The following is a 294-nucleotide window of genomic DNA, read 5'->3' as shown; positions in this document are numbered from 1 at the left end:
TGAGCCCGGTGCCTGGCCTCGAGGAACTGCAGCTGACCGGTGGCAGTGTTGGTAACGAATGCTTGGTAGCGCCACCCGTCGATCTCCTCGAACATCGATAGCTGGGCGCCCGGGTGGGGCCGCTCGCGGCGGACGATCACCCGCATCCCCGCCGGCCACTTGGCGAGCAGCCCGGGGGCGAGGAATCCGGTCAGTTCGGCAACCTCGGCCCCGTCGCGAATGTCGCCCGACGGGTTCAATGCCGGCCCCCACGCTTCCTCTGGGCAGGTCACGATGGCCCGTCGCAACGGGCCG

1 pseudogene is annotated in these 294 nt (G+C 69.7%); it reads right to left on the bottom strand.

Annotated elements, in window-relative coordinates:
- A pseudogene (locus G6020_RS15590) lies at positions 1-294 on the bottom strand (IS1380 family transposase); the annotation flags it as partial.

The sequence above is a fragment of the Dietzia sp. B19 genome (assembly GCF_014145155.1).
Lineage (GTDB): Bacteria > Actinomycetota > Actinomycetes > Mycobacteriales > Mycobacteriaceae > Dietzia > Dietzia natronolimnaea.
The sequence above is the reverse complement of the archived record's forward strand: the minus strand, read 5'-3'. Positions and strand labels throughout refer to the sequence as shown.